Source organism: Ruficoccus amylovorans (assembly GCF_014230085.1).
GTDB classification, from domain to species: domain Bacteria; phylum Verrucomicrobiota; class Verrucomicrobiia; order Opitutales; family Cerasicoccaceae; genus Ruficoccus; species Ruficoccus amylovorans.
The window spans coordinates 167,397-191,305 of sequence record NZ_JACHVB010000013.1 but is presented as its reverse complement, the minus strand read 5'-3'; the positions used below and the strand labels follow the sequence as shown (position 1 = coordinate 191,305).

The 23,909-nt window shown below is 61.4% G+C and carries 18 protein-coding genes; 13 read left to right on the top strand and 5 right to left on the bottom strand.

The features are described from left to right. Positions 1–50: 50 nt before the first annotated feature. From H5P28_RS04050 to H5P28_RS04015, 8 genes are all read left to right on the top strand, one after another. Positions 51–1,028, top strand: a complete 978-nt coding sequence (locus H5P28_RS04050) for an AAA family ATPase (protein ID WP_185674431.1) — start codon at positions 51–53, stop codon at positions 1,026–1,028. Beyond that, positions 1,025–2,206: a DUF58 domain-containing protein gene (locus H5P28_RS04045; RefSeq protein ID WP_185674430.1), complete on the top strand. Its 1,182-nt coding sequence runs from the start codon at positions 1,025–1,027 to the stop codon at positions 2,204–2,206. Before H5P28_RS04050 ends, H5P28_RS04045 begins: the two co-directional genes overlap by 4 nt. Next, complete coding sequence (locus tag H5P28_RS04040; protein WP_185674429.1) at positions 2,206–4,473, top strand: transglutaminase TgpA family protein; 2,268 nt, start codon at positions 2,206–2,208, stop codon at positions 4,471–4,473. The genes H5P28_RS04045 and H5P28_RS04040 overlap by 1 nt, the downstream gene beginning before the upstream one ends. Before the next feature lie 199 nt (positions 4,474–4,672). Then, positions 4,673–6,301, top strand: coding sequence for a cytochrome ubiquinol oxidase subunit I (locus tag H5P28_RS04035; protein ID WP_185674428.1), 1,629 nt, complete (start codon positions 4,673–4,675; stop codon positions 6,299–6,301). 22 nt (positions 6,302–6,323) lie between these two features. Beyond that, the gene (gene cydB / locus H5P28_RS04030) at positions 6,324–7,343 is read left to right on the top strand and encodes a cytochrome d ubiquinol oxidase subunit II (RefSeq protein WP_185674427.1); all 1,020 of its coding nucleotides are present in this window, start codon (positions 6,324–6,326) and stop codon (positions 7,341–7,343) included. Between the two features lie 129 nt (positions 7,344–7,472). After that, complete coding sequence (locus H5P28_RS04025) at positions 7,473–8,912, top strand: circularly permuted type 2 ATP-grasp protein (protein WP_185674426.1); 1,440 nt, start codon at positions 7,473–7,475, stop codon at positions 8,910–8,912. A gap of 181 nt (positions 8,913–9,093) precedes the next feature. Further along, entirely contained in the window at positions 9,094–10,101 is a 1,008-nt protein-coding gene (locus H5P28_RS04020; RefSeq protein WP_185674425.1) for an alpha-E domain-containing protein, read from the top strand. A 78-nt stretch (positions 10,102–10,179) separates the two neighbouring features. After that, positions 10,180–10,797: a hypothetical protein gene (locus H5P28_RS04015; RefSeq protein ID WP_185674424.1), complete on the top strand. Its 618-nt coding sequence runs from the start codon at positions 10,180–10,182 to the stop codon at positions 10,795–10,797. A gap of 220 nt (positions 10,798–11,017) precedes the next feature. Here H5P28_RS04015 and ilvB read toward each other — a convergent pair whose 3' ends face one another. After that, on the bottom strand, positions 11,018–12,796 hold the full coding sequence (gene ilvB / locus H5P28_RS04010; protein WP_185674423.1) for a biosynthetic-type acetolactate synthase large subunit: 1,779 nt from the start codon (positions 12,794–12,796) through the stop codon (positions 11,018–11,020). 278 nt (positions 12,797–13,074) lie between these two features. Here ilvB and H5P28_RS04005 point away from each other — a divergent pair, with 278 nt between their 5' ends. Continuing rightward, positions 13,075–13,863: a TIGR00282 family metallophosphoesterase gene (locus H5P28_RS04005; RefSeq protein ID WP_185674422.1), complete on the top strand. Its 789-nt coding sequence runs from the start codon at positions 13,075–13,077 to the stop codon at positions 13,861–13,863. 77 nt (positions 13,864–13,940) lie between these two features. Continuing rightward, entirely contained in the window at positions 13,941–15,203 is a 1,263-nt protein-coding gene (locus H5P28_RS04000; RefSeq protein ID WP_185674421.1) for a hypothetical protein, read from the top strand. Between the two features lie 116 nt (positions 15,204–15,319). Here H5P28_RS04000 and H5P28_RS03995 read toward each other — a convergent pair whose 3' ends face one another. Next, positions 15,320–16,060 (bottom strand): zinc metallopeptidase, encoded by a 741-nt coding sequence (locus H5P28_RS03995; protein ID WP_185674420.1) that lies wholly within the window; start codon positions 16,058–16,060, stop codon positions 15,320–15,322. A gap of 265 nt (positions 16,061–16,325) precedes the next feature. After that, the gene (locus tag H5P28_RS03990) at positions 16,326–18,458 is read right to left on the bottom strand and encodes a M3 family metallopeptidase (RefSeq protein ID WP_185674419.1); all 2,133 of its coding nucleotides are present in this window, start codon (positions 18,456–18,458) and stop codon (positions 16,326–16,328) included. 432 nt (positions 18,459–18,890) lie between these two features. Here H5P28_RS03990 and H5P28_RS03985 point away from each other — a divergent pair, with 432 nt between their 5' ends. Further along, complete coding sequence (locus H5P28_RS03985; RefSeq protein WP_185674418.1) at positions 18,891–19,895, top strand: zinc-binding dehydrogenase; 1,005 nt, start codon at positions 18,891–18,893, stop codon at positions 19,893–19,895. A gap of 84 nt (positions 19,896–19,979) precedes the next feature. Here the strand turns inward: H5P28_RS03985 and H5P28_RS03980 are convergent, their stop codons facing one another. Then, entirely contained in the window at positions 19,980–20,849 is an 870-nt protein-coding gene (locus H5P28_RS03980) for a helix-turn-helix transcriptional regulator (protein WP_185674417.1), read from the bottom strand. A 152-nt stretch (positions 20,850–21,001) separates the two neighbouring features. Here H5P28_RS03980 and H5P28_RS03975 point away from each other — a divergent pair, with 152 nt between their 5' ends. Further along, positions 21,002–21,772: a ThuA domain-containing protein gene (locus H5P28_RS03975; RefSeq protein WP_185674416.1), complete on the top strand. Its 771-nt coding sequence runs from the start codon at positions 21,002–21,004 to the stop codon at positions 21,770–21,772. Positions 21,773–21,868: 96 nt separating this feature from the next. Beyond that, complete coding sequence (locus H5P28_RS03970) at positions 21,869–22,963, top strand: Gfo/Idh/MocA family protein (protein ID WP_185674415.1); 1,095 nt, start codon at positions 21,869–21,871, stop codon at positions 22,961–22,963. Between the two features lie 117 nt (positions 22,964–23,080). Here the strand turns inward: H5P28_RS03970 and H5P28_RS03965 are convergent, their stop codons facing one another. After that, the gene (locus tag H5P28_RS03965) at positions 23,081–23,713 is read right to left on the bottom strand and encodes a superoxide dismutase (protein WP_185674414.1); all 633 of its coding nucleotides are present in this window, start codon (positions 23,711–23,713) and stop codon (positions 23,081–23,083) included. Between the last annotated feature and the right edge of the window lie 196 nt (positions 23,714–23,909).

The window sequence follows — 23,909 nt, the reverse complement described above, 5'->3', positions numbered from 1 at the left end:
GGCGGCGGGGGAGTATGATTAACCACAGCCCCCAACTGATATATAGAACCATGAGTACCCCCTCGAAGCCCATCCCCGCTCCGCGTATCAAGGAAACCCTCGATAATCTGCGGCACAACATCGGCACCGTCATTCGCGGCAAGGACGAGGTGGTGCGACAGGTGGTGGTTTCACTGGTTGCCGGGGGGCATGTGCTGATCGAGGACTTGCCGGGGGTGGGCAAGACCACGCTAGCCTATTGCCTGGCGCGGTCGGTGGACTGTACCTTTTCGCGCATTCAGTTCACCAGCGACCTGCTGCCCAGTGACGTGATCGGGGTCTCTATCTACGACGACCAGCTCAAGGAATTTGTTTTCAAGAAAGGCCCGATCTTCGCCAACATCGTGCTGGCCGACGAGATCAACCGCACCACGCCGAAGACCCAGTCCAGCCTGCTCGAAGCCATGGACCGGGGCAAGGTCACCGTGGACGGGCAGACCTACACCGTGGGCTCGCCCTTCCTCGTCTTCGCCACGCAGAACCCGGTCGATTACGAGGGGACTTTCCCGCTGCCCGAGAGCCAGATGGACCGCTTTCACATGCGCCTCCAGATGGGCTACCCGCAGTACGAGGACGAGTTGGAAATCCTCATGCGCAACGCCAGCCGGGGCAGCTACGACACGATCGACATCGGGCCGGTGGTGACGAAAAAGGAGGTGCAGGAGATCCAGCACTTCACGCCGCAGGTTTTTGTCGAGGAGAGCATCCTGCACTACATGCTCAAGCTCGTGCAGGCCACGCGGACCGAGAGCGAGTTCGAGGCCGGGATCAGCACGCGCGGGACGCTCGCGCTCAAACTCGCCGCCCAGGCCAACGCCCTGGTCGAGGGCCGGGGCTTCGTCATCCCCGAGGATGTCAGCGGGGTGCTCCGGGCGGTCTTTACCCACCGGCTGCACCTGCGTCGCCAGACCTCCGACCCGATGGAGGAACGCCGTCTGGTTGAGGGCATTCTCAACCGCATGCTCGACAACATTCCCGTCCCGACGTGAGCACCTGGGCAGAGCCGAACCCCTCGGCGGCGCGTCCCGGCGACTGGGCCGATCCGGGCTTTTTCTCCTCGCGGCTGAGCCGTGAGAGCGGTTTCTGGCGGCTGCTGTGGATCATGGTCCTGCCGCCGGAGGGCAGCCGGATCATTCCGACTCCGGCCGGTTACGCGCTCATTCTGGTGGCGCTGGGCCTGGGCACGGCCGCCTACAACACCGCCAGCAACATCCTCTTCATGGCACTCTCACTGCTGCTTTCGAGCCTGATCCTGAGCGGCTTCCTGAGCTGGCTCAACTTCAAGGGCACCCGCTGGCGGCTGAACCTGCCCACGCAATTCCGGGTGGGGGAGAAGGCCGACCTGCAAATCGAGCTGCGCAACACCAAGGCGCTCCTGCCGACCTACAACATCTGCTTCAACGTGCGTACACGTGGTCCGGGCAAGAAGGAACGCGTCTTTCTGGACTCACGGCTCAATGCCGGGGAACAGCGCCGTTTGGGGTGGATTTACCGTCCGCAGGAGCGGGGCAGGGACACGATTATTGTCTCGGGGCTGGAGTCGCAGTTCCCGTTCGGCTTTCTGCGCAAAATCGTCGGTGGAGGCATCAAGCACCCAATCACGGTTTTCCCGGCGCGGATCGACTACACCTTTCAGCCGCCGGTCGGGCACCACGCCCGTCGGCGCGGGGAGGCCAGCCGTCGTCCCGGCGGCGGGGCCGAGTTGATTAATATCCGGCGCTACCAGCAGGGCGACTCTCAGCGGCTGGTGCACTGGAAGGCATCGGCCCGCCTGCGCCGCCTGATGATCCGGCAGATGGCGGAGGAAAACCGCGACGGTTACCTCGTCTTCGTCGAGTCCCCGGCCTCGCTCTGGTCGGAGGAGGGGAAGCTGCATGCGCAGACCGCGGAGCGTTTTGAGAAGCTGTGTTCCTTTGCCGGGAGCCTGGCCGAAGATCTGTTTCGACAGGGTAGCCTGATCGCATACGCGATCAACGACGAGCCGGTCAGCCCGGTCAAGCGCCTGCACGACCTCAATGCCTTTCTGCTCAAGCTGTCCACGCTGGCCCCGGTCGAGCACTACCAGCCTTCGCCCGAGATCACCAGCTACAACCTGATCACTTTCCGCCCCGGCGTGGGGGCGAGCGTCCACGCCTACGTGGGCGGTAACTCTGTCGGCACGGCCTGATGAACACCTTCACGCAGACCGATTTTCACCGCCTGAAGTGGCTGCTGGGGCAACTGCTGGCCCTGATTGCGTTCTGGGCCATGCTCGACCTGGATTTCGGGAACCAGCCGCTGCTCTTGTTTTTCGGTTTTCTGATTGCGTTGACGGTGTGCGCTCCGGGGCTGCCGGGGCGGATTGCACCGCTGTTCTGGCGGGCCATGACGCCTGCGCTCATCCTTGTGGTGGGGCTGGACTTCCTGCTGCACGGGCAGGAGTTTCTCAAGCCGCTGGTGCGGATGGTCATGCTGCTGTCGGTTTACCGTTGCCTGCAGTACCGCAGCCGCCGCGAGGACCTGCAACTGGTCCTGCTGTGCCTGTTCATCCTCGTCATCGCGGGTGTGCTGACCGTGTCGCTGTCCTTCGGGGCGCAGATGCTGCTCTTTACGCCCCTGGCCATGGTGCTGCTGTTTGTCGTCAATATCCTGGAGTCGAGCCAGGCGACCAAGCTCACCCGCGCCGACTGGAAGGGCTTCCGTTGGGGGGCGTTCCTGCGCCGCCTGCGCCTGAGCATGGACTACCGGCTGATCGGGTTCGCCGCCGTGCTGTTCGCGGGCGTTGTCACCGTCAGCAGCGTGATTTTTGTGACCATCCCGCGCTTCCGTATCGACCAGGCTCTGCCCTTCCTGCAAATGGCGGGCACGAGCATGAGCGGGTTCAGCGACATCGTGCGCTACGGGGATGTCAGCCGCCTCCAGAACGACGACCGCATCGCCATGCGCGTCGAGGTGCCCAATGCCAACAACATCCCCTCCAATCCCTACTGGCGGATGGTCGTGCTCGACGAATACACCGAGCAGGGCTTCCGCATGTCGCACTGGGTCAAGCGCAAGGGGGGCGAAATGGGGGAGGGCAACCTGGTGGCTGCCGATTACTGGGGGCGGGAACCGGAAGGCAACGAGGGGGACTGGATCTTTTACATGGAGGGTAACGTCAGCGAGTACCTTCCACTGTTGGGGCCGTTTTCGCAGATGCGTTTCCAGATCCAGAAAAAGAATAAGTTTCGGACTTTCCCCCGGCTCAACATCGTGTCGCTGGAAACGGTCAACCCCTCCCGCTTCGCCTACTCGGTCAGCGGCATGAACAAGGGGGACCGGATCAGCGCGACCGAGATGGAGCAATTCGAGCTGATCGAGCACGACCCCGTGGCCTCGCCCCGGATCGAACTCGACCGCGAGATGCCCCGTAGCGGTCTGGAATACCCGGCCACCACCCGTGCGCTCCCGTACCGGGAGGAGGACCGCGCCTACCTGGAGGGGCTGGTGCAGGAGATCACCGGGGGGGAAGAGATGGATGCGCAGACGTTCATCGCGGCGGCGCTGAAGTGGCTGCACGGGCACTACCGTTACAGCCGCAGCCTGCGGGAAATGTACATGCAGGAGGGCGATCCCCTCATCCTGTGGATGCAGCAGGATGACCGTGGCTGGTGTGAGCACTTTGCCGGGGCTTTCGCCTTGCTCGCACGCTCGGCGGGTTTCCCGTCGCGGCTGGTGGCCGGGTTTGCCGGGGCCGAGTGGAACGGCTACGAGGATTACCTCGTCGTGCGCAACCGCAACGCCCACGCCTGGGTCGAGGTCTATGACCGTGAGGGCAACTGGCTGCGGGTGGACCCGACGCCGCAGTCCGGGCTGGAAGCTCCTGGCGGTCCCGGCATGGAGACGGCCTCGGTGGGACGTTTTTCCGGCTGGTTGGCCTGGATCGACAGCATCCGCATGGTCTGGTACCGCCGGGTCATCAGCTTTGACGAGGGCGACCAGGCCCGGCTGGCCCAGAATCTCAAGGGTTACTCCGAGCGAACCTACGGTCAGGCCCGTTCCTGGCTGCGGGAGCAGATCAACGCCTTTAAATCCTGGCTGACTCAGGGCTGGAACCGCGAAAAAATCCTCCGGATCGCGCTCGGCGTCTCCGCCGTCTGTTTCCTGTTTCTGGCAATGCGTTTCGTCGTGCTGTGGCTGCGTTCGCTCATGCACCGCCGGAGTTCCCGGCCCGGAATGCAGGTCTTTGACCCCCAACGCAAGCGGGCCGGAAAGTTGCTGGCGCGTTATCGTCCGGTGCGGGAGCACCTGCTCGCCCATCCTCCGGAAGCGGAGGACGGTACCGCCTGGGAGGAGACCTATCAGGCGTTGCTGGCAGTACGCTTTGGCGAGCAGAGCCAGCGCCCCGCCGCCAAGGTGACATTCCGCCAGGCCCGCCGATTGCTTCGCCGCGCACGCCGCCAGGGCTGGTGCTGAGACACTGGACGGGATGATGACCCGGTCAGGTGGTAACGGTTTCAGGCTCAGCCAATACCGGCGCAGGCGGGCGGAAAGGGTGGGGAAGGTTTTCTGCGTCCCGTCGCAGGGCTGATCTATACAGGGATAGGACGGCGTAAGTTGTTTTTTTTACGAATAAGCGTGCTATCGCCGTGAAGCTCCACACAATGCGGAACCGATGGACGTCGAAATCCTCTCGCGGATCCAGTTCGCCTTCACGATTGCTTTTCACTACATCTATCCGGTTTTCAGTATCGGGTTGGGGTTGTTTCTGGTCATCGTGCAGCTATTCTGGCTGAAAACAAGGCGGCCGATCTACCACAATATGGCGCGTTTCTGGACGCGGATATTCGGTCTGACCTTCGCCGTCGGGGTCGCCAGCGGTATCGTGATGGAGTTCGAGTTCGGCACGAACTGGGCCACCTACTCGCGCTTCGTGGGGGACGTATTCGGCAGCCCGCTGGCTATTGAGGGGCTTTACGCCTTCTTCCTGGAGTCGGGTTTCCTAGCCGTGCTGCTCTTTGGCTGGGACAAGGTCGGCCCGTACACGCACTTTTTCGCCACCCTGATGGTTTGCCTCGGCTCGCACTTCAGCGCCGTGTGGATCGTGGTGGCCAACTCCTGGATGCAGACCCCCGCCGGTTTCGTCCTGGCGGAGAAGGTCAAGGTCACCGCTGACGGCATGCACCACCCGATGACCGCCGACCTGGCCGCGGGCACCTTCAGCATTCAGGAAATCCCGCTGCCCGCCGACTACGTCGTGCAGGCCGACCAGCTCGACAACGTCCGGGCCGTCATCACCGACTTCTGGGGCATGGTGCTCAACCCGTCCTCCATCGACCGGCTGACTCACGTCATCCTCGGTTGCTGGCTGGCTGGGGCCTTCCTTGTTATCAGCATCAGCGCCTACTACCTGCTGCGCCGCCGCCACACGGAGTTCGCCAAGACCTCGCTCAAGATTGCCCTGGTCATGGGGACGACCGCCTCCCTGCTCCAGCTCTGGAGCGCCGACTCAACCGCCCGTGGCGTAGCCGACAACCAGCCGATCAAGCTCGCCGCCATCGAAGGCTTGGCCGAGTCGCAGACGGAGGCCCCGCTGGGACTCTTCGGAGTGGTCAGTTGGGAGAAAGATGCCGAGGGCAACATCACTGGCATCAACGAAAGCTCGGTCAAAATCAAGGGCCTGCTGAGCATCCTCGTCTCCGGTGAGTTCATGGACATGACCAAGGCGGCCGAGACGGAGGTCAAGGGCCTTTACGAGTTGCCTTCGGACGAGTTTCTCCTGACCCGTTACCCGGATGCCACGCCGGAGGAGCTGGCCAAAATCCGCCCCGAGTACTGGCCGAACGTGCCGGTTGTTTTCCAGACCTACCACCTGATGATCGCCTGCGGCATGGCCCTGATCGGCCTTTCCGTCCTGGGCTGCGTCCTGTGGAAAGCCGGGTACCTCTTTAACGTGGACAAGAAATGGACGCGCGCCTTTCTGTGGATTCTGGTCTTCTCGGTTTTCATCCCGCAGATCGCGAATCAGGCGGGGTGGTTCACGGCTGAGATGGGTCGCCAGCCCTGGGTCGTGTACGAAATTTTGAAAACCTCCGAGGGGCTTTCCAAGGCGGTCAAGGCCCACCAGGTGCTCAGTTCGCTGATCGGCTTTTTCCTGATCTACACGCTGCTTTTCTTCGTCTTCCTCTACACGCTGAACCGAAAAGTCAAACACGGCCCGAGGGACGACGAGTCCATCAAGGTGCTGCCTGAAAAGTGGCAGAAGATCGTGAAGATCGAGCACGGGCCGACCTTGGACGAATAAGTAACGACAGACACCGGACATCATGGATCTCAACACCATCTGGTTTATTCTCGTCGGGGTACTTCTCACCGGCTACGCCATGCTGGACGGCTTCGACCTCGGCGTGGGCGCACTCCACCTCTTTGTCAAAAAGGACGAAGACCGGCGCATGCTGCTCAACGCCATCGGCCCGGTCTGGGACGGTAACGAGGTCTGGCTCGTCACCGGCGGCGGCGCGCTCTTTGCGGCTTTCCCCGAAGTCTATGCGACGGCCTTTTCCGGTTTCTACGACGCGTTCATGCTGTTGCTGTTCTCGCTGATTTTCCGCGCCTGCGCCATCGAGTTCCGCAGCAAGGAGCCGGGCCGTCTCTGGCGCTCCTGCTGGGACGGTGGTTTCGCCGTGGGCAGCATCCTGGCGGCTTTCCTCATCGGGGTGGCCATGGGCAACGTCACCTGGGGCATCCCGTTGGACGAGAACCACGAGTTTGTCGGGAATTTCCTCGGCCTGCTGCATCCCTACGCGCTGTTTCTTGGGGTGACGACGGTGGCGCTGTTCATGATGCACGGCAATATCTACCTCATCATGAAGACCGAGGGCGCCTTGCAGGAAAAGCTCAAGCGCTGGGTCAAGATCACGATCCCGGTTTACATCACCTGCTTCCTGATTTTCAACGTCTGGACAATTTTCGCCTGCCCGCACATCGAGAGCGTGATGCACAAGCGCCCGGTCGAGCTTGGGATCGTGTTCGTGCTGGCGGTCCTGGTCGTGGCGAACATCCCCCGCGAGGTTCACAAGGGCCGATACTTCCTGTCCTTCCTCAGCTCCTGCGCCGGGATGGGTCTCCTCATGCTCTTGTTCGCGCTGAGTGTGTACCCGAACATGATTTTCTCCAACCCCAACCCCGCCAACAGCCTCAACATCTACAACGGCTCCTCCTCGGAGGGCACGTTGCAGATCATGTTCTGGATTGCGCTGATTGGTGTGCCGATCGTAATCACCTACACCTCCTGCGTGTACTATATTTTCCGTGGCAAGGTGAAACTGACCGAAGAAAGTTACTGAGGCCCAAACGCCCGCCAATACTGGCGTGGACGGCGACGGACGTAGTTTTTCGGTGTGTTTTATCCGCCCAATCCCGGGCGGACCCTTGCAACGGCACGCGAGTTGCTATTAGTTAGGCCTTACCCACGCATGCACTTTGACAACTACACTACGGACGGTTTTTTTGACGAAATGTTCGAGGCGCCCGGCAAGGTCCGCCCGCATTATAAAGTATTGGCCGAGCGATTTGACCGGCTGAGCGACGAGGAGTTCGAGGAGAAACGGCAGGCGGTGGACCTGTCCTTCCTGCGGGCCGGGGTGACCTTCACCGTTTACAGCGACAATCAGGGGACGGAGCGCATCATGCCCTTCGACCTGATCCCGCGCATCATCCCCGCCGGGGAGTGGGAGCTGCTGGAGCGCGGCCTCAAGCAGCGGCTGGAGGCGCTCAACCTTTTCCTGCACGACATTTACCACGACCAGAAAATCCTCAAGGACAACGTCATCCCGCCCAGCTACGTGCTCAGTTCAAAGGATTTTCGCAGGGAAATGGTCGGGGTGGACGTGCCCAGAAACATTTATATTCACATCTGCGGCACCGACCTGATCCGTGACGACAAGGGCCAATACCTTGTACTGGAGGACAATGGCCGCTGCCCCTCCGGCGTCTCCTATGTGCTGGAAAACCGCGCTGCCATGCGCCGGGCCTTCCCGAACCTTTTCCCCGCTGCCGGGGTCCGTCCGGTCGAGCATTATTCCGAGGACCTGCTGAAAATGCTCAAGTACATCTCCCCGGTGCAGGACCGCGAGCCGACCGTGGCCATTCTAACGCCGGGCGTGTACAACAGCGCCTACTTCGAGCACTGTTTCCTTGCCCGTCAGATGGGCGTCGAAATCGTCGAAGGTCGCGACCTGGTCGTGCGCGACTACAAGGTCTATATGCGCACGACCAAGGGCCTGCAACAGGTGGACGTGATTTACCGGCGCATCAACGACGACTTCCTCGACCCGAGCGTCTTCAACCCGGACTCCCTGCTCGGCGTGCCTGGCCTGCTCAACGCCGTGCGCGCGGGTAACATCGGACTGGCCAACGCCATCGGCACCGGCGTGGCCGACGACAAGGTGATGTACTACTTCGTGCCGCGCATGATCAAGTACTACCTCGACCAGGACCCGATCCTGCCCAACGTCGAGACCTACCTGCCTTCGGAGAAAAAGGACTACGACTTTGTCATCAACAACCTCGATAAGCTCGTGGTCAAGTCGGCCAACGAGGCCGGCGGCTACGGCATGTTGATGGGCCCCTGGGCCTCGAAAGAGGAGATCGCGAAGTTCCACGACGACATCCAGAAGAACCCGCGCAACTACATCGCGCAAAACCCGATCTCGCTCTCGCGCCACCCGACCTACTGCGGAGAGGCCGGTTTCGAGGGCCGCCACATCGACCTGCGCCCGTACATCATCTGCGGCGAGGACATCAAGATCACGCCCGGCGGGCTGACCCGTGTGGCCTTGCGCAAGGGCTCGCTCGTCGTCAACTCGTCCCAGGGCGGTGGTGCCAAAGACACCTGGGTGTTGTATAAGGAGTAAATGGTCAAATGGCTGAATGGTTAAAGGGTTGGTTGTTGGATTGGGTCGCTGATTGCGATTCGCAGCGTGTGTTTTATCCGAGCAATTTTTTAACATTCATACCGGACGACCAGATGTATTTTGACGACCATTCAGCCCATCAACCATTTAACCTTTTAGCCATTTAACCATTTAATCCCCCATGCTTTCACGCGTCGCAGACTCAATCTACTGGATGGCCCGCTACATCGAGCGGGCCGAGAACATCGCCCGCCTGGTCGAAGTTAACCTGCAGCTCCTGCTGGACTTTCAGGATGTGGACGACGCCAAGCTCAAGGAGCACTGGGACCCGCTCATCCGCTCGACCGGGGACGAGAAGCGCTTTTACGAGAACAACAAAAAGGCCAACAGCGAGAACGTGCTGGAGTTTCTGACCTTCGAACTGGAGAACCCGAACTCGGTCCTCTCGTGCGTGTTCAGCGCCCGTGAAAACGCCCGCATGGTGCGCGACCAGATCACGGCCGAAATGTGGGAAACGCTGAACAAGCTCTACCTCTTCCTCAAGTCCGGCCGCGCCCGCCAGCTTTTCGAGTCGGACATCCACGACTTTTACCAGCAGATCAAGGAGCATTCGCACCTCTTCCTCGGGCTGGCCAACGCCACCGTCACTCGCGACGAGGGTTACGACTTTCTCCAGATCGGCTCCTATATCGAGCGCGCCGACAAGACCACGCGTATCCTCGATATCAAATACCACATGCTCCTTCCCAATGTGACGGATGTGGGCGGCGCGGTGGACGTGGCCCAGTGGATCGCCATCCTGCGCTCAGCCAGCGCCTACGAGGCATACCACCAGCTTTACGTGACGGATGTGAACCCGGCCAAAATCGCCGAGTTCCTCATCTTCTCGGAGACCTTCCCGCGCTCCATCCGCTTCTGCGTGCAAAAGCTCAACGAGTGCCTGCACCGTGTTTCCGGCTGCCAACTGGCCAACTACTCCAATGAGGCCGAACGCCTCTGCGGCCGCCTGCTCTCCGAGTTGAACTACGGCTCGGTCGAGGAGGTCTTTCAGGAAGGGTTGCACGAGTACCTGGACCGGATTCAGGAGCGCCTGAACGAGATCGGCGGCTCCACTTACAAGGCGTACATGTTCCTGCCCCCCGTCGATATGGAGGGCGAGATCCAGGTCCAGCAGCAGCAACAGCAGTAGTGATATTACGGCCTGTCTGCCGCCGGGAGTTCTCTTTTAAGGATTGTCGCCGCCGGGGATGCGCGTAGGTGTAGGGGCATGAAATCCCTGCTGCTCTCGCTGTTGCTCGTGTGTGTCGCTCTCGGCGCTGAAGGAAAGCTCATCCAGTACGGTGACGAGACCTTCGATCTGGAGGTGCAAATGTACGAGCCGCCGCTGGTGATCGCTGACGGGCAGTTGGCCGAGGGGGAGGACGCGCCGGAGTGGTGGCCTGCCTACGACGCGTTGAAAAACTTCCGCGACGGGCGCGGCTATGAGGAGTGGATCGCGTACTTCTCGCCCCAGTACCGGGAGCGCTTCAAGCTCAGCCCCGAGGCGTTCGAACGGATGAAGCAACAGCCGGAAAACCCGCTTATGAACCCGCCGCTGCGCACCGCGCTCTACGAGTTGGAACTCAAGTGGGACGGGCGGCGGATCGTTTTTGTCAAAATGGTGGACACCCGGCTGGAGAGCATGCCGGAAAACCTCCGCCGTCTGCCGGTGCTCAGTTCGGTGCAGGTCTTTGAGCAGTCCGCCGACGGCACCTGGCAGAATCAGGCGCTCGACGCAACCGGCATTGGGATGGAGATGCCCTACAGCGACCCGGCCAAGGCCGAAGCCATCATCGAGGCCGGTAACGTTTACTACGACCACGGCCTGCACCCTGTGGTTAAGTAGGTGGCCCTAATACCGGTTCCAAGTCGCTTTGAGGGGTATGCGAGAGGGTGTTTTTTGAAAAAAACACCCTCTCGCGCTCTCCCCAAAAAACTTTTGAGACGAAACTTCGTTTCTTCGCAAGAACGGTGAGTTAAAGCGAAAGCGCTCTGATTCGGAGGCGTAGCCTTCCCTCACTTCCCGTTCTTCCTGTTAAAATAAGCCAAGCAGGACGGGCTACCGTTTACTCGGTCAGGATGTCCTTGGCGGACTTCTTTTGCGGGATGAAGGGCAGGACGTGCTCGGTGTAGGGGATGAGAACGTCGAGGACGTAGGGGCCGTCGTGTTCGAGCATCTCCTTGATCGCCGGGCGCAGATCTTCCTTCTTGTAAACGCGCCGCCCGGCGATGCCGTAGCCCTGCGCGATCATGGCGAAGTCCGGGTAAACGGCGTCGAGGTTGTCGGGGCTGCCGATGTTGTTCGGGTCGCAGAGGATGGTGTGGCCGCGCACGCCGTCGTAGAAGCGGTCTTCCCACTGCACGACCATGCCCAGGTGCTGGTTGTTCAGGAGCATGACCTTGGCGTCGATCTTCTCGATCTTGGCGGTGGCCAATTCCTGGATGTTCATCTGGAACGAGCCGTCACCCTCGATGTTGACGACGGTCTTTTCCGGGAAGGCGATCTTGGCCCCGAGGGCCGCGGGCAGGCCGAAGCCCATTGTGCCCAGCCCGAGCGAGCTGATGAAGTGGCGCGGCTCCTTGAAATGGTAGTACTGCGGGGCCCACATCTGGTGCTGGCCCACGCCGGTGGAGATGATGGCGTCGCCGTGAGTCTCCTCATAGAGCACCTTAACGGCGTCCTGGGCGAGGATGTACTTGTCGCTCTCCTTGTAGGAGAACGGGTAGGGGTGCTGTTTTTTCCAGCCGTTGATGGTCTCGTACCACGCGCTCAGGTCGGGCTTGGTAAAGCCGCCCGCCTTGATCAGCTCGATCATACGCTTGAGCGCGTACTTGAGGTCGGTGTGGATCGGGAAATGGGTGGGCTTGTTCTTGTTGTGCTCGGAGCGGTCAATGTCGAAGTGGACAATGGTCGCGTCCGGGGCGAACTTCGAGACGGTGCCGGTGATGCGGTCGTCGAAGCGTGCGCCAACGCAGATGAGCAGGTCGGAGTCGCACACGGCCCAGTTACCGGCAACGGTCCCATGCATCCCGAACCAGTACAGGCTCTGCGGGTCGTCCGGCGGGAGCGCGCCCAGGCCCATCAGGGTGGAGGCGACAGGGATACCCGTCAGCTTGGCGAACTCGCGCAACTCGTCCGAGGCGTGGGCGGAGATGACACCACCGCCGGTGTAGAGCGCGGGCTGTTTGGACTGGGTGATCAGGTCGAGCACCTTGCGCAGGTCCTCGTCGCTGGCCTCGGGCAGTGGTGGGTAGCCGGGGATATCGACGGTGGAGGGGAAAACGGGCTCGAAGACCTTCTGCTGGACATCCTTGGGGATGTCGATCACGACCGGGCCGGGACGGCCGGTCGTGGCGATGATGAAGGCCTTTTTGATGATGATGGGCAGCTCCTCGGCCGTGAGCACGAGGAAGCTGTGCTTGACCACGGGCAGCGTCATGCCGAAGAAGTCCGTCTCCTGGAAAGCGGTCTTGCCGATGAATTCCTGAAAGACCTGACCGGTGATCGCGACCAGTGGAATCGAGTCCATGAAGGCGTCGGCGATGCAGGTCACGAGGTTGGTCGCGCCGGGGCCGGAGGTGGCCATGCAGACGCCGGGCTTGCCGGTGGCACGGGCATAGCCGTGGGCCATGAAGCCGCCGCCCTGCTCATGGCGGGGGAGGATCGTGCGCAGCTTTTTGGCACGGGTCAGGGCCTGGTGCAGCTCGATGGAGGAGCCGCCCGGATAGGCGAAGATCACATCTACCCCCTCGCGTTCCAGGCACTCTACGACGACATCGGCGCCCTTCATGGCGGGGCCTTTCTCGTCCTGTGGCGGGAAGTTGACAAGGGGTTCGGTCTTCATGGTCGGTCGGTGTTGGTGGTTGGAAATGCCGTGCGCCCGAATTGAGCGCGAGCACGGAAAATAAGGCGCGAAACACTAGTCCATCTCCCCTCAGACGCAAGGCCGAAGTTCACCCCTCCCATTTGGGTCGGGAGCCGTGTCGGGACCGACGGAGGGAGTCGCGCCGAGTCCGCTTCTTCTTCCGTTGCTTTGGGTAGCCGCCTGTCTGGCGGCGTAGGGGTACCGCCCCTCAATAAAAACTTGCCCCACCGGGGGAAGGGGCGCTTGCTCGTAAGGCTATGCCGAAAGTACTGTTTATCGGGGACATCGTGGGCAAACCCGGCCGCTCCTTTGTCATGAAGTGTCTGCCAGCGTTCCGTGAAGAGCGGGGAATCGACCTGGTGGTGGCCAACGCCGAAAACGCTGCCGCCGGGGCGGGGATCACCACGGCCATTGTCAATGAGTTGCTCGCGGTGGGGGTGGACGGCATCACCCTGGGCGACCATGTCTGGGATCAGCGGGGCTTTGCCGACGAGATCAACGGCTTGGAGAAAGTCTGCCGCCCGGCCAACCTCCCGCCGCAGTGCCCCGGCCGCACGCACCTGATTCTGGAGAAGGATGGTTTCCGGTTGGCGGTCTGCACGCTGTTGGGGAACAATTTCATGAAGGTCTCGGCGGACTGCCCGTTCCGTGTCGGTGACCGTATGCTTGGGGACATTGGCTCCTCCGCCGATGCCGTACTGATGGAGATCCACGCCGAGACGACTTCGGAAAAGGTCGCCTTCGGGTGGTACTTCGACGGGCGGGCCTCCGCCGTCATCGGCACGCATACGCACATCCCGACCGCCGACAACACCATCCTGCCGCGCGGCACCGCCTACCAGACCGACGCCGGGATGAGCGGTCCGTACCGCTCCGTGCTCGGGCGCGAGGTCGAGCCCATTGTCTTAAAATTCCTCGACGGGATGCCTCGGCGCTGGCCGGTAGCCGAGGGTGATGTGCGCCTGTGCGGGCTGCTGGTCGAGATCGACCGCGAGACGGGTATGTGCGTGAGCCAGGAGCGCATTTGCCTGACGGAGGAACTTTGAAACTTTCCGGGAATTTCCCTGTTTCACGGAGTATCTGGTAAAAAAACAGACGGCTTGCGGTGCCTGTTTTTATTCGTATGCTATTGATTGATATCCCGTTGAACGTTTTTTCAAAAGCAGCCACCTTTGGGGCGATCCTGGCCGGTTCCGCATTGCCGCTTCCGGCGCTGATCCTCTATTCCGGTGACAACAGTGCCAACCAGACCGCCCCCGCCAATGGCGCGCCCTTTGAGCAGGTGGGTTCATATTGCAACACGTCGCCTACGGCAAATGCCTCTGGCTCGGTGGTCCACCTGCGGGGGAAGTATGTGCTAACTGTCGATCACGTCCAGGCGCGTAGCAATGTCACCTTTGATGGGGAAGCTTTTCATACCGTGGATAAAGCTTTTGCCAAAATCCAGATCGGGTCTGTCGATCTGGTTATCATCAAGCTGGTCGATGATCCGGGGTTGGATGACTTGCCCTTGAATACGAGTACAAGTGCCGATATTTCGAGTTCGACCAGCACCGTTCTGGTTGGTTATGGCCGGGGTAGATCAACAGCGCAGACGGATGCGGGAGACCCTGTCAGTTGGACATGGGGAGGTAACTCCACTGTGGCTAAGCGTTGGGGGACAAACCGCGTGACAGGGGCATTAGCGCTCTCATATACGAACAGCTCAGAAACCGTTACCTGGAGCTATATCGCGCTGACCACTGTGCTTGACGCTGATGCGGGTGATGATGAGGCCGCGATGGCGGAGTTAGACTCGGGCTCGGCATTGTTCCAGTTCATCAACGGCGTGTGGGTGCTTTCGGGGCTGACTGCGACAGTTGAGACCAGTGGCAGCAGCACCTTTGACACCGCTCAAAAGGTCGGGCCGGTAACATTACCCTCAGATGCAGACACCAACTACTTCGTTCGCATCGCCAGCTATGCTGCCGAGATTGAGGCTGCGCTGCCCGACCTGTCCACTTACAGCGGTTGGCTGACGGACAATTCCCTCTCCGGTGAGGACGCCGCCTCCGATGCCGACCCGGACGCCGACGGGATGACTAATCTGGAAGAATTCGCCTACGGGACCAACCCGAACTTCTGGGATGCCGAACTGGGCCCTCGCGTGAGCCAGACGGACGCCTCGCTCGTCATGGATTGGCAGCAGAGCGACACCGCTGCGGGTCTGACTTATACGCTGGAGGAGACCACCGACCTCGTGGGCGTGTCTTTTGCCACCTCGTCGCTGATACCCGAGCAGGTGACAACCGAGGGCGGTGTGACCAGCTGGAGCGTCACCTGCACACCAGCCGCCGGGGAACAGCGCTTCCTGCGTCTGGTGGTAAGCTCAAGCGAATCGCTCTGAACGACCCGCGAAGCGCGGCCAACCGGCACGAAAAAGCCGGGCTCCGATTGGAAGCCCGGCCTGGGTAAGAGGTATGCGATGGCCGGTCCAGATCCGGCCTTGGCGGCGGGTTGCGGCTAGCGATCCCGCGAGATGAGAAACAGGTAGAGCAGGCTGGCCAGCGAACTGATGAAGGCAGCCACGTAGGTCCAGCCGGCGGCGTTGAGTGTGCGGACGACGCCCACGGCCTCATCCTGGCCGATGATACCGATGCCGACCAACTCCTTGCGGGCGCGGGCACTGGCGTCGAACTCGACCGGCAGCGTGATAAGCTGAAAGATCGTCAAGATCAGGTAGCACACGACAGCGATCTTGATCCCCATCATGCCCAGCATGGGCAGGAAGAAGCTCGCGATCAGCACGATGGGAAGAATTTGCGAGGCCATCGTCGTGATTGGGATCAGGCTCATGCGCAACTGGAGGGCCTTGTAGCCGACCTTGTGCTGGATGGCGTGCCCGGCCTCGTGCGCGGCCACGCCGAGTGCGGCCAGGCTGGTGCCCCGGTAGTTGGCGCTGCTCAGGGCGAGGCGCTTGTGGATCGGGTCATAGTGGTCGCTGAGCTGGCCGCCGATTTCGACGATTTCCACGTCGTTAATACCGGCCTTGCGTATGACGGCGGAGGCGGCTTCGGCTCCGGTGATGCGGCCGCGGGAGGGCACCTGGCTGTACTTCTTGTACGTGCTCATCACGCGGTGCTGGGCCCAGAAGCCCAGGATAATGGTCGGGACGATGAGAACGAGCCACAGGCCCCAGCCTCCACCAGCCGGGATGATGAAGCCCAGTCCGGGCAAAAATGACAGTGAGAGTATGGTATTCATGATTTTCCTTTAGCAAATTCAGTTCCGGGCGGTTTTCAAGGGAAAGCGACCGGTTGTGCCGGTGCGCAAATCCCGCCCCTCAAGCGGCATAGAACATTGCCCCTATAAAAAGGTTCCCCGAAACCGGTGGCGCAGCCTCCGTTCGCCTGTGTCAACGTGGCACAGGCGCAGCGCGTGCGCGGGCAAAAATTCCCCTCCCCAAAGGAGGAAACGTCTTGCCCGTGCCGGGGTAGGAGCCTTTTTGGCTCCGTAGGGGCGCAGCCCCTTAATGCTGCTCCAGCCGGAGTCCGGCGCGGATGAGGAGGGAGTTGAGATCCGGGTCGCGGCCCATGAAGTCACGGAAGAGCTTTTCGGGCGGCTCGGAGTTGCCCTTTTGCAGGATCTTTTCGCGGAAATCTTTTCCGGTGGCCGGGTTGAGGACACCCTCGGCCTTGAAGCGGGTGAAGGCGTCGGCGTCGAGGACTTCGGCCCACTTGTAAGAGTAGTAACCGGCGGCGTAGCCGGTGGGGTCGGAAAACAGGTGGGTGAAGCGCCGCACGATACCGGGAGCCTTGGTCTTGAGGGGGGCGCGGTAGCCCTCCAGCGATTCGTCCACCCACGCGTCGAGGTCGCGGCCTGCGTGGTCCTTGATGCCGGTGTGCAGGTCGAGGTCCATCTTGCCAAAGGAGAGCTGGCGCATCGTCATGGTGGCCTGCTCGAAGTTACGGGCGGCGAGCATCTTGTCCAGCAGGGCGGCGGGCAGGGGCTCGCCGGTGTCCACGTGCTTGGCGAAGAGGTCGAGCGCCTCCTTTTCCCAGCACCAGTTTTCCATGATCTGCGAGGGCAGTTCGACGAAGTCCCAGGCGACGTTGACGCCGTTGAGCGACTTGATCTCGACCTTGCCCAGCAGGTGGTGCAGCAGGTGCCCGAACTCGTGGAAGATCGTCTCCACGTCGCGGTGGTTCATGAGGGCGGGCTTGCCGCCGACGGGCGGGTTGAGGTTGCCGCACATCAGGCCGATGTGCGGGGCGGTGGAGCCGTCGGGGCGCGGGCCGCCGGTGCGCAGGTAGTTCATCCACGCGCCGCCGCGTTTGGATTCGCGCGGGTACCAGTCGGCGTAAAAGGAGCCCAGGTGCGTGCCGTCGGCGTCGAGCAGGTCGTAGAACTTCACGTCCGGGTGCCAGACTTCGGCCACAACGTGGTCGGGCGAGGGCGTGCCCTCGTCAAAGCGCTGCTCCGCGCCCGCCTCGTCAACAAAGCGGGTGGGGCGCTGGACGATTTTCACGCCAAAGATGCGCTCGACCAGCGTGTACATGCCCTCGACCACGCGGTGGATGGGGAAGTACGGACGCAGTTCCTCCTCGTCGAGCGCGTAGCGATGCTTGCGGAGTTTTTCCGACCAGTAGGCGACCTCCCAGGGCTGGAGGTGGTCGCGGGGCGTGCCGGTCTGCTCGGCCTTAAAGGTTTCCAGCTCGGCCACTTCGGCGGCGAAGGCGTCCTTGATGCGCTCGTGCAGGTCGTCGGTAAAGGCGAGGGCGGCGGCTCCGGTTTTGGCCATGCGGCGCTCCAGCACGAGGTCGGCGAAGTTGGCCTTGCCTAAAAGCTCGGCCTTTTCCTGACGCTTTTCGAGGATTTTCCAGACCAGGTCGGTGTTGTCGTGGGGGGCTTGCTGGCCGATGCCGGTGGAGCCTTCCCAGACCTGCTTGCGCAACGCCTCGTCGTCGGCGTACTTCATGACCGGCAGGAGCGAGGGCATGTGCTGGGTGAAGCGCCAGACCGGCTTTTCGTCGGTGCCGTGCCCTTTGGCTTTGGCGGACTCGCGGGCGGCGTCTTTGGCCGACTGGGGGAGCCCGGCCAGGCGCGACTCGTCCTCGATGAGCAGTTCCCAGGCGTTGGTCGAGTCGAGGACGTTTTCGCCGTACTTCTGGGTCAGGCGTGAAAGCTCGGCGTTGATGCCTTCGAGGAGTTTTTTCTTCTCGGGGAGCAGGTCCGCCCCGCTGCCCTTAAAATCTTCCAGTGTCTCTTCGAGCAGGCGCTTGCGGGTGCCGGTCAGTGCCTTGGCCTCGGCGGTTTCGGCAAAGGCTTTAAGGACTTGCCAGAGCTTGTCGTTGAGGCTGATGCGGGTGGTGAACTCCGAAACCTTCGGCAGCATGGCGTTGTAGGCTTCGCGCAGGGCGGGGCTATTGGACACGCTGTCGAGGTGGCCGACGCTGCCCCAACCGCGGGTCAGCTCCTCGGTGGCTTCCTCCAGCGCGAGCAGGGTATTGTCAAAGGTGACAGCGTCCAGCGGCGTGTCCGCGATAGCGTCGAGCTTTTGCTGGGCGCGCTCAAGGGCCAGCTCGATGTCAGGCTGGATGCGCGCGGGCGTCAGCAGGTGCCAGGGGATGATAAAAGTGTCGGCGAGAAAGGGATGCTTCATAGGTGTTGGTTGAGAAAGGTGTCGGTTTCCCCGCCGATGCCAAACGCAAAACGCGGCAAGGCTGCGCGGGGAGCCAGCGTTGTGGCGTTTATTGTTTTTAAAACTGCGGACGAGGGAGGGTATCTGTATCATCCGTGGTTAAGAAAAAGAAGCTCACACGGAGGCACGGAGGGAAGAGAAGAGAATGTTTGATGGGTTGGTTGTTGGATTCGGTTGTTTAAGAATTATCATTCATCTTTGCGTCCTTTGTGCCTTTGCGGTTAAAATCCCACTCTGTGCTCTCTGTGTCCTCTGTGGTTTATCTCTTATAACGTTTCACGACCGGGCGGCTGCCGGCGGCGGAGTTATCCACTTCTCGTGTGGAGCTTATAAATCGGAAACGCAGTGGGGAATTTTGTGGCAGGGATTTTTCGCCTGTGCTTAAATCATTGCGTGAATACCGAACCGCAAGCTGTCCGCTACCATGAACGAGGAAAGCCCGAAGAGGTCCTGACGCTCGAGCCGATGCCCGTCGGCCAGCCCGGCCCCGGCGAAGCGCTGGTCGCGCTGCGGGCGGCCGTCATCCACCCCTCCGACATGGGGATGATCGGCGGCACCTACGGACGGCTGCCGGACCTGCCCGCCGTGGCGGGCCGCGAAGGCGTGGGCGAGGTGCTCGCGGTTGGCGCGGGCGTGAGCGGGCTTGAGCCGGGCCAGCAGGTCAAGATGCCCGAGGCTCCCGGCGCGTGGATGCAGGCGGTGGTCGTTCCGGCGGAGAGCCTGATTCGTATCCCCAACAATGTTCCGGTGGAAATGGCCGCACAGGCCTTTATCAACCCGCCGACGGCGCTGCGCATTTTGCGTGACTTTATCGACTTCAAGCCGGGTGAATGGATCATCCAGAATGCCGCCAATTCCGCTGTGGGCATCTCGCTCATCCAGCTCGCCCGCCACTGTGGCCTGAAGACGATCAACATCGTGCGCGACGTGGCCACCTGGGAGCCGATTCTCAAGGAGATGGGCGCGGATGTCGTCGTGGCCGAGGACTCGGGTTTTGAAAAAAACATCAAGGAACTGACCGGCGGGGCCAAGCCGCGCCTGGGCCTGAACTCCATCGGTGGCGAGAGCGTGATCCGGATCATCCGTTGCCTGGCCGATCAGGGTAAGGTCGTGACCTTCGGCGGCATGGTCGGGGACAAGGTCCGCTTCCCCACGCGCAACCTGATTTTCAACGACGTGTGCCTGTGCGGCTTCTGGATGGACCGTTGGGTCCGCACCCACGACCAGGCCGAGTTCGAGGCGATGCAGGCCGAGATCTACGACCTCATGGCCGAGGGCGCGCTCAAGCTCCCTATCGACAGCCGCTACCCGTTTGACAAGGCGCTCGACGCCGTCGCCCGCGCCAACGCCGGAGGCCGCAAGGGCAAGGTGCTCATTCTCAGTGACTGGAAAGGTTGAGGTTCAACACCGGATACCGGCTTTTCGCTTTTTCCGGCCTTCCTGTTAATTTTCCATTCTTTTTGACCGGGTCGAAAAATGACCCTACTGGCTGCTGCGCGTCAGTCGGTACTGGCGGGGCGTCATGCCGACGTGTCGCCGGAAGATCCGGATGAAATAGGAGGGCTCGTTGAAGCCGCAAGCCCAGCCGATTTCGGAGATATTGTAAGTGCTCGTTTCCAGCAGGTCGCGCGCCTGGGCAACGCGTTCCTGCGCGATCCAGGTGCTCAGGGTGAGCCCCCGGTGGCGGTGGAATAGGCGCGAGAGGTGGTCGGCGGTGCAGTTGAGGGTGAGGGCGATTCCGGCCACGTTCAATTGGGGATCGCTCACGTGCGTGCGAACAAAGGCTTCGGCCTGCGCGACCAGCGGTGAGCCGGGACGCGCTGCCGGGGTGGCGGGTTTGCTCAGTTCCGCGCTGGTGGCGATGAGAAACGCTTCCAACAGGGCGCGGGTGTAGGGCTTGCGGTGTGGAGCAGGGAGGGCGTCGAGGTTATCCAGCTCGTCGAGGTAGTGAAAAATGTGATGCCCGCGTCCGCTGCCGAGGTGAAGCGGGCTGTAGCCGAGGATGCGGCCCGGCACATCCGAGCGTGCCCGCATGAGGTAAAGCTCGTCGCGGGGGTTCATGCACACGATGATCCCGTATGGGGTTTTCAGGTCGCGGGGTATCTCGGCGTGCGGGACGCCCCTGGGCATGACGCAGACATCCCCGGTACCGAGCCGGAAAGTCTCCCCGGCGCAGTCGAAGTCCGTCGCCCCGCCCGTCTGGATGAAAAACTCCGGCGTGGCGTGGAAATGCGAATTCGGGCGTTTGCGGTGGAGGTTCCGGCGTTGCGGGATGTGGACGCGCAGCTTACCTGAGCGCAAACGGGCAAGAATGCGCCGGATGTCCTGATCGAAGTTTTGTGCGGACGGCATGGGGAAGGGAGTGATGCCGGTTTTGTACTATAAATCTCAAATCAATCGTACTCTGTCCGCTTGTCAAAAGCAAAGAGTGGCGGCAAGCTGATCACCATAAACACCCCCCTTGTTCTCCTCGCGAGAAATTAACCCTAAGCACCGTTACCGTTATGAGTTCACCGATCCGAGTCACCGTCTGGGGCGAGTACCGCCACGAAAAGAAGAATCCGAAAGTCGCGGAGATTTACCCCGATGGCATGCACAACACCATTGCCGGATTTCTCGGCAAGCAGACGGATTTCACACTGCGCACGGCCACGCTTGACCAGCCGGAGCACGGCCTGGGCGGCAACGTGCTTGACGAGACCGACGTGCTGGTGTGGTGGGGGCACATGGCCCACGGTGAAGTCGCCGACGAGGTGGTGGCGCGGGTGAAGACCCGCGTGCTGGAAGGGATGGGGCTGATCGTGCTCCACTCCGGGCACTACGCCAAAATCTTCAAGGCCTTGATGGGCACGACCTGCTCGCTGAAGTGGCGCGAATCCACCGATAAGGAACGCCTCTGGAACCTGATGCCCTCGCATCCGATCACGCAGGGGATCGGCGACTACTTTGAAATTCCGCAGGAGGAAATGTACGGCGAACCCTTTGGCATTCCCACGCCGGACGAGTTGCTTTTCGTCTCGTGGTTCACGGGTGGCGAAGTCTTCCGCAGCGGCGCAACCTGGTACCGCGGCAATGGTCGGGTTTTCTACTTCCGCCCCGGTCACGAAACCTATCCGACCTATCACCAGTCCGAAGTGCAGACCGTCATCACCAACGCCGTCCGCTGGGCCCATACCGGGGTGCGCATCGCCGATGTCTGCCCGAACTCACCCCCGCTGGAGCCCCTGCCCGAAGATGCCGAAGCTGCCTCGCGTCCAACCGAAGGCTTTAAATAAGCCGGGCCGGTTTTGTCTCATCCATTCCAGCTTTAGTTTTTTGTCGATCCAGGGACCGGCTTCGCGCCGGGCGCTTAACCTGTCTTCCTGCATCCCATGAAAAAAACATCCAGACGTTCTGGGCCGGTTCGGCTGGCCATCATCGGCACGGGCGGCATGGCCCGGCAACACGCGATCAAGTTCAAGGAGGTCAAAGGCTGCACGCTGGTCGCGGCCGTTGATGTCTCGCGTGAGCGGGCCGAGACCTTTGCGCAGACGCACGGTATCCCAGAGATTTACGGTTCGGTGGACGAACTGCTGGCCGCCGGGACCGTGGACGCGGTTGCCATCGTGACGCCGGATGCCTTTCACGCCGAGGTCGCGATCCAGTGCCTGAAGGCGGGCAAGCACGTGCTGTGCGAAAAACCGCTCGCGGTCAACTACCCCGATGCCCAGCGCATGGTCAAGGCCGCCGCCAAGGCTGGAGTCATCAACATGGTGAACTTCTCCTACCGCGACATGCCGAGCCTGCAGGCGGTGGCGAAGCTTGTCCACTCCGGCAAGCTGGGCGAGATCCGCCACGTCGAGGCGAGCTACCTCCAGTCCTGGCTGGCGAGTAAGGTCTGGGGTGACTGGCGCACGGACCCGAAGTGGCTGTGGCGTCTCTCCAGCCAGCACGGGAGCAAGGGTGTGCTGGGCGATGTCGGCGTGCACATTTTGGACTTTGCGACTTTTCCGGCCGGACCGCTCAAGAGCGTGTACTGCAAGCTGAAGACCTTTGACAAAGCGCCGGGCAACCGCATCGGCGAATACCTGCTCGACGCCAACGACAGTGCGGTCATGACGGTCGAGTTCGCCAACGGCGCGCTCGGCACCATCCACACGACCCGCTGGATGGGTGGGCATGCCAACCGCCTTTATCTGAAAATCGCCGGGACGCTCGGCTCCGTCGTGATCGACGGAGACTGGGGGACGAATGTTTACCGCACCAGTTTGGGCAGTAACCTCGACAAGGCCAAGTGGCGCGAACACAAGGCCCCGCGGACCCCGAACAACTACGCCCGCTTTATTAGGGGCATCCGCACCGGCAAGCAGGAAGAACCGACTTTCGCGCGGGGGGCTGAAGTCCAGCGCGTGCTCGACGCCTGCTATGTCTCCGATGGCAAAAACGCCCCCGTCAAACTGCCTGCGGCCAAGGCGAAAGCGCACTAATTAACAATCAGCCATTTAACCATTTAGTCATTCCTGCAAAAAAAAGAAGCCGCCCGATATCGGGCGGCTTCCTGTTTATAAAAACGTCTTCGCTGATGGAAGCGGTTTTGATAACGCCTAGGCGATGGCGCCAGCGTAATATTCGGCAGCCTTGTCCCAGTTGACCACGTTCCAGAAGGCCGAGATGTAGTCCGGGCGCTTGTTCTGGTACTTGAGGTAGTAGGCGTGCTCCCACACGTCGAGGCCGATCACGGGCTGGCCTTGGCACGTGTTGCATTCGCACTTCATCCAGGGGTTGTCCTGGTTGGCAGTGGAGCCGATCTTGAGCTTTTTGTCCGCGTCCACCACGAGCCAGGCCCAGCCGGAACCGAAGCGTGTGGCTGCGGCGTTGGCGAAGGCTTCCTTGAACTTGTCAAAGGAGCCGAAGGCTTCGTCGATCGCCTTGGCGAGGTCGCCGGTGGGCGCGCCGCCGCCATTGGGGCTGATGATTTTCCAGAAGAAAGAGTGGTTGGCGTGCCCGCCGCCGTTGTTGCGCACGGCGGTGCGGATGTTTTCGGGGATGTCGGCCAGCTTCGCGCACAGTTCAGCCGGGCATTCCGGACCTTCAATCCCAGCACCTTCGAGGGCCTTGTTCAGGTTGGTGACGTAGGCGTTGTGGTGCTTGCTGTAGTGGATTTCCATCGTCTGGGCGTCGATGTGAGGTTCGAGCGCGTCGTAGGCGTAATCCAGTTTCGGTAATTCGTAAGCCATCTTGCGTTGGTGAGGTTAACAGTTGTTGGTGAATGATTAGAGGTGCCAATAGACAGGCAAAGGCCTCCTTCGTCAATGCCCCTGCGCATTTTATCCCGCAGGTTTTTGCAGCGTTAGCCATTTGCCGGGGGAGATGACATGACGAGTGGTTGATTGATAGATTGCATTTGCAAGGCTCAGGCAATGCAGCATAGGC